6 protein-coding genes are annotated in these 5,831 nt (G+C 34.4%); 5 read left to right on the top strand and 1 reads right to left on the bottom strand.

From position 1 onward, the window contains the following. Nucleotides 1–251 precede the first annotated feature (251 nt). From D6734_07825 to D6734_07815, 3 genes are read left to right on the top strand one after another with little or no spacing between them, the layout of a single operon-like run. Nucleotides 252–482, top strand: coding sequence for a cytochrome B5 (locus D6734_07825; GenBank protein RMF94427.1), 231 nt, complete (start codon nucleotides 252–254; stop codon nucleotides 480–482). A gap of 29 nt (nucleotides 483–511) precedes the next feature. After that, nucleotides 512–1,090: a nitroreductase family protein gene (locus tag D6734_07820; GenBank protein ID RMF94426.1), complete on the top strand. Its 579-nt coding sequence runs from the start codon at nucleotides 512–514 to the stop codon at nucleotides 1,088–1,090. Then, nucleotides 1,026–2,273: a hybrid sensor histidine kinase/response regulator gene (locus D6734_07815; GenBank protein ID RMF94425.1), complete on the top strand. Its 1,248-nt coding sequence runs from the start codon at nucleotides 1,026–1,028 to the stop codon at nucleotides 2,271–2,273. The genes D6734_07820 and D6734_07815 overlap by 65 nt, the downstream gene beginning before the upstream one ends. 232 nt (nucleotides 2,274–2,505) lie before the next feature. Here D6734_07815 and D6734_07810 read toward each other — a convergent pair whose 3' ends face one another. Next, nucleotides 2,506–3,549, bottom strand: coding sequence for a hypothetical protein (locus D6734_07810; protein RMF94424.1), 1,044 nt, complete (start codon nucleotides 3,547–3,549; stop codon nucleotides 2,506–2,508). 198 nt (nucleotides 3,550–3,747) lie between these two features. Between D6734_07810 and D6734_07805 the strand changes: the two genes are divergently transcribed. Then, nucleotides 3,748–4,299 (top strand): pyridoxamine 5'-phosphate oxidase family protein, encoded by a 552-nt coding sequence (locus D6734_07805; GenBank protein RMF94423.1) that lies wholly within the window; start codon nucleotides 3,748–3,750, stop codon nucleotides 4,297–4,299. Between the two features lie 29 nt (nucleotides 4,300–4,328). Next, the gene (locus D6734_07800) at nucleotides 4,329–5,687 is read left to right on the top strand and encodes a radical SAM protein (protein RMF94422.1); all 1,359 of its coding nucleotides are present in this window, start codon (nucleotides 4,329–4,331) and stop codon (nucleotides 5,685–5,687) included. Nucleotides 5,688–5,831: the final 144 nt, after the last annotated feature.

Raw genomic sequence — 5,831 nt, 5'->3', positions numbered from 1 at the left:
AGATAATTATTTTAGTGATTAATGGAAGGACTATAAAAATTTATGAAAGCAGAAAAAGTTGAAATTGAAGGTGTGTTTAAAGTTTGTCCAAAATGTGGATATAAAGATGGATTTCATATTATGCTTGAAGAGAATGGAAATAACAAATATTCGGTCAAACTTATTTGTCCGAGCTGTAGTATGATTTTCGATTTAGGAATAAAAATTGAAAGAACATAAACAAATAGAATTATAAATATTGGAGGATGAAAATGAAGGAATTTACATTAGAAGAGCTTGCCCAATATAATGGTAAAGACGGTAAAAAATGCTATGTCGCCTACAATGGGAAAGTTTATGATGTTACGGACAGCAGTTTTTGGGGAGACGGATTGCATGTTGGGATGCATAATGCGGGTGTGGACTTGACATCTGATATGGATGGTGCTCCTCATGCAGATGAAGTTTTTGAAGGATTTGAAGTTGTTGGTGTTTTGAAATAGATTTTTCACCAGAATAACAAAAAGAGACTTTGTTGTTGAGTGAGATACTGAAAATAATAAAAGAGAGAAGAAGTATACGGCGATATAAGCCCGACCCGATACCTAAGGATATTTTAGAAAAAGTTATTGAAGCTGCCTGTTGGGCTCCTTCATATATGGATTGGCAGAATTGGTATTATGTTGTTGTAGGTGGAGAGAAGAAGAAAAAGCTTTTTTCTTATCTTGAGGACTCATTCAAGAAAATTATAGAATGTCTCGAGGAAGATATTTCGGAAGGAGTCAAAAAAAGAACGAGCTTTTTTCTTGATGTTGCAAATGATGCTCCAAATATAATTGCTGTTTTTTCTGATGTTGACCTCACAACAACACCGGAAGCTCTTTTTTCTGTAGCAGCAAGTGTAGAGAATTTACTCTTGACTGCCCATTCTCTTGGTCTTGGTGCCTGCTGGGTGTCCAGTGCTTTATACATCGCTGAAGATTTGTCAGAATTTCTTGGCATTGCTGATAAAGAGTTGGTTGGTCTCATTACAATCGGTTACCCCAATGAATATCCTGAACCATCACCAAGAAAGTCCGGGCGGGTGCGCTGGGAGGGAGTTGATGGTTGAAGTTGTAACGCCTTCTAAGGATATCAATATTGTTGTAATAGATGATTCTGAAGCTTCATGTCGAAGAATTAAAGATTATTCTTCAAAAGATGGATATGATGTTTGTACATATACTGACCCTGAAAAAGCCTTAGATGCCATTTTTGAAAAAAAACCTGACCTCATAATCCTTGATGATGTGATGCCACATATAAACGGTTTTGAAATCCTCAGAATACTTAAAGGTAAAGATGAAACCAGCGCTATTCCAATAATATTTATTTCATCGTTGAGAGAAATAGATGAGAGAACAAAAGCCATAAAGTTGGGAGCTGAAGATTGCATTGTCAGACCTGTCAATGAGCGAGAATTAAGAGTCAAAGTAAGAAATTTTTTACATCTGAATAAACTTAAAAACGAAATTTTGAATAGAGAAAGACTTGCTTCAATAGGGCGGCTAGCTGGCGGTATTGCACATGAGATAAATAATCCCCTTACTGGGGTAATCACAAATCTTCAACTTTTAAAGAAGGAAATAGACCGATTCATAAAAAAGATTTTTCATTTATTGGAAGAGAAAAGTGTTGAAAATGAAGTAGTGCAAAATATGAAAAAAGAATTATTGGAGGATAATGTTATTAAGGAGAAATTGAGCAAATATATAACAACGGCTATAGATGGCGCACAACGATGTAGCAATGTAGTAAGTAATCTTCTTGAGTATTCTAAACCTGTTAGAAAAGAAAAGATAGTTGCTGTGGAGTGGAAAGATGTCATTGAGAGTGCTCTTTCTCTTTTAAAAAAGACTATTGATGATAACAACATATCAGTGAATATGAATTTTTCTGAAAAGAAACTATGCATAAAATGTTCTTTATGGGAGGCAAAACAAATTGCAATAAGCATTTTAATGAATGCAGTGCAGGCATCGTCTCAAACGAGAAAAAGGACAATAAATATTAACGAATATATTGATGGAGAATTTATAGCGCTTGAAGTTTCTGATAGCGGATATGGTATTTCAAGAGAAAAGGTAAATTCAATCTTTGATTATTTTTATACTACAAGGGCTGAAGGTGAGGGCTTTGGATTGGGACTATCTGTTGTGAATCAGATTGTAATGAAATATGGCGGCAAACTGAGTATTGAAACTTCAGAAGGGGAAGGGACAGCTATAAGAATCTATTTACCCCCTTATAAATAAGCTTGTTATTCATATTTTTGTGTTCAATAATTTCTATTGGCTTGGCAATGAGAGCTATTTCATTAATATATCTTACATATGAGAATTCTTTCATCCAATATATAGGTCAATGTTGACAAGATTCTTTTAAGATAAATTTATAGAAGCTCTTTCTAAAAAAGAGATATGAGCTCAAAAGCTTAAAAAGGGGATATCGATAAGATATCCCCTTTAATATGATTAGAAGTTTTGTTCACTCTCCCGGTCCTAAGTAATTGAGATCATCTACGGAATCCCAGCCGGCAGGAGTAAAAACATTCAATGTGCTACTGTAAACACCTGCAGGAGCACCGGATAAATTAAACCCTAAATCTGCTTCATTGTTTGATACTTGATGTATTGTTGGAGGTGGAGCACTCCATCCGAAAGGAGTGTTGATTGTCAGTTCTCCATCTGTGAGAGTTCCCGGTGGATTATAACTAACAGTAATGGTTACAACAGAAGTATTTGTCATTGTGGTGGGTGAAACATTTTCGATTTTTAGTTTGTTTTTACTTATCGTGATACCATTTTTTTTGTCAACACATAGATTGCTATCCTCTCCAGAGCCCCATATTGACAAGTCTGCCTTTCCTTTTAAAGAATCAGTATAAACACTAACAATTGCCACAATTTTATTTTTTGATGAACTTTTAACGGAGCCGGTCCCTACTGATTCACCTTCTTTGTTCTTCTTCTTTGAATGATGCGATAAGCTAATCCAATAGTAGCTGGGATTACCATAAGTTAAATTCTTGCCTTTTATCGTAACTTTAGCTTTTCCTCCTTTGCCAATCTTTTTTGGAGAGACTCTGCTGATTTTTGGTTCCTTTTTTCCTTTTTTGACTAAAAGAGCTCTCCTCTTTTTAGCTACGATACTGACACTGCTTTTGCCTTTTTCTTCATCGTAGGATGAGTTTACTAAATACATATCGTATTTACCAGTAGGAGCACATGTTGATACCGAAACGGTAGAAGTAATAGTTTTAGAAGTTGTATGGGGGTAGGCCCATATAGTTTTTTCTGTTGATGAATTCAAATCTGCGGCTTTTTTAGCAAATGCGATGTAATTCCATCCGCCAGAATCGAGGTTTCTTCCACTAACAGTAATATCAATAGAATGTCCTCGAACGACTTTGTTGGGCTTGACTTTGCTTATTATGGGTTTTGCTGCTGAATAAGACGAACAGAAAAAGATTGAAGCTGATATTACTGACAGAATAAGAAAAATTTTGAAAAGTTTTGTTTCTTTAAACATTTTTACCCTCCTTTTTACTTTTTTTATTAACGATATTCCAATTTACAATAAAGTCAAGAAAGATAATCGTAGGAATATTGAATAAATCTCTCCTAAATTTATTTTTCCAGTCACAAAAAGCCAATTGACATCCTTCCCTTTTATTCTTATACAGATGGCAAATTTAATTAGGAAATAAAAAAAATAAGGAGATATTAGATGGATTATCCATATGGAATCACACTCGAAGAGAGACAGCTTCAGATAAAACATAATATTAAAAAGTTAGGGATACCACTGAAGGAATTAAATAAAAAGGAACTTGAAGAGGAGATAAAGAGATTTTTGAAACGTAAACAATGTTTAACTCTTGCCACGATAGGTCCAGACGGCTATCCACGCACAAGCCTTCTTGATTATCAGAGTGATGGGTTGACCATTTATATGGTCAGTGAAGGAGGAGAAAAATTCAGAAATTTGGAATATTCAAACAAGGTAGCAATTTCTATTGGATTTTCTGATGGTACTGCACAGTCAGAATATGGTTTGACGATGCAGGGTGAAGCAAAAGTTTATAAAGCTCCCTCTCCAAACTATATGAAAGCTCTTTTAAAATTGCGTCCTTTCCTTGAAGAATGGGGGAAAGCTCTTCTTCCAATGGAAAATGTCGTTAAAAGAGCTTTTACAGCCCGTGCAATAGTAGTTGAACCTATTCGAATGACTTATATGAATATTCCTGATGGAGTGCCATTGATGAGTTGGGAAAAGTAATTCTTTTTTGAGTTATTTCCCTTTTTAATATGGCAACGAAAAAGTCCGCCAAAAGAGTGCTTCTTATTAATCCATGGATTTATGATTTTGCGGCTTTTGATTTTTGGCTAAAACCATTAGGGATTTTATATCTTCTATCCTTTCTTAAGCGAAATGAAATTGAGACATATTTCATAGATTGCCTCGATAGGCATGACAATGATTTGAGTTTATTGGGCGGAATTGGATTGATTAAGGATAAAAATTATGGCTGTGGTAATTTCCATAAGGAGAAAATAGAAAAGCCTGATATCTTAAAGGATGTGCCAAGGAATTATTATCGGTATGGATTGCCTCTTAAGATTGTCGAAGAAAAGATTTCGAAAATACCTGTGCCTGATTATGTGCTGATTACATCTATGATGACATATTGGTATCCTGCCATAAAAGATATTATCAAAATTGTAAGAGAATTTTTTCCAAAGACAAAAGTCATTCTTGGCGGCATCTATGCCTCCCTTTGTCCAAACCATGCTCTTGAGGAGTGCAAAGCTGATATAGTTTATAGAGGGAAGGGTTTAAAAAAAATTCTTGCGATAATTAGAGGTGAATATTTCCCATCAGTTATAGAAAATGATAGTGATTTTAATTTTGAAGAGTTGCCATATCCTGATTATGGGCATTATTCCTCTCTTGATTATTTTTGCATTCTAACATCATTTGGATGTCCGTTTAGATGCACTTATTGTGCTTCTCATATTCTATATAGCGATTTTTACCAGAGGAGAGTAGATGATGTCATTGAAGAGATTTTATATCAGATAAACAGAGGCGATTATAAAAATCTTGCATTTTATGATGATGCATTGCTTGTTAATGCAAATAAACATTTTGAGAAAATTTTGGACGAGTTAATAAAAAGGAAGATTAGCTTATACCTTCATTCTCCAAATGGATTACATCCAAAGTTTATTGATTATTCATTGGCAATTAAGATGAAGATGGCAGGTTTTAAGACAATTAGGATTGCCCTTGAAACAATAAATCCTAAACGCCAATATGATACAGGAGGTAAGGTTTGGAATGAAGATTATGTCAAGGCAATGGACGCATTACAAAGAGCAGGATTCAGTGAGGAAGAAATAGGCACTTATCTTTTTTTTGGGTTTCCGGGACAAGATTTAGAAGAAGTTGTTGAAGGAATCAAGTTCATTAAAGATCAAGGATCACAAGTTAATTTGGTTGAGTATTCTCCCATACCGGGCACTAAAATGTGGATGGAATTGATAGATAAAGAAATCATTCCTAACAATTTGGACCCGCTTCTTCAGAATAATTCCGTGTTTTTCAGGAAATATTCTGGTATATCAGAAGATGAGCTTCAATATCTTAAAAGTCTTATTCATTGAAAAGTTATAAAAATAAATGCTTGAGAGAAAAATAAATTTTAAAGATACGGTTTTATCTTCCTTAGAATCAGCTGACTCACTTTATAAAATAGAAGTATCAAGTGATGATTTGTCTAAGAAAATCTTTTTGGTTGATGTTCGTTT

The sequence above is a fragment of the Candidatus Schekmanbacteria bacterium genome (assembly GCA_003695725.1).
Lineage (GTDB): Bacteria > Schekmanbacteria > GWA2-38-11 > GWA2-38-11 > J061 > J061.
Note: the sequence above shows the minus strand (reverse complement) of the source record. Positions and strands in the feature narration are given on the sequence as shown.

Coding starts and splice junctions, on each gene's coding strand:
- D6734_07825 (RMF94427.1), top strand. CDS start 252: ATGAAGGAATTTACATTAGAAGAGCTTGCCCAATATAATGGTAAAGAC.
- D6734_07815 (RMF94425.1), top strand. CDS start 1,026: ATGAATATCCTGAACCATCACCAAGAAAGTCCGGGCGGGTGCGCTGGG.
- D6734_07810 (RMF94424.1), bottom strand. CDS start 3,549: ATGTTTAAAGAAACAAAACTTTTCAAAATTTTTCTTATTCTGTCAGTA.
- D6734_07805 (RMF94423.1), top strand. CDS start 3,748: ATGGATTATCCATATGGAATCACACTCGAAGAGAGACAGCTTCAGATA.
- D6734_07800 (RMF94422.1), top strand. CDS start 4,329: ATGGCAACGAAAAAGTCCGCCAAAAGAGTGCTTCTTATTAATCCATGG.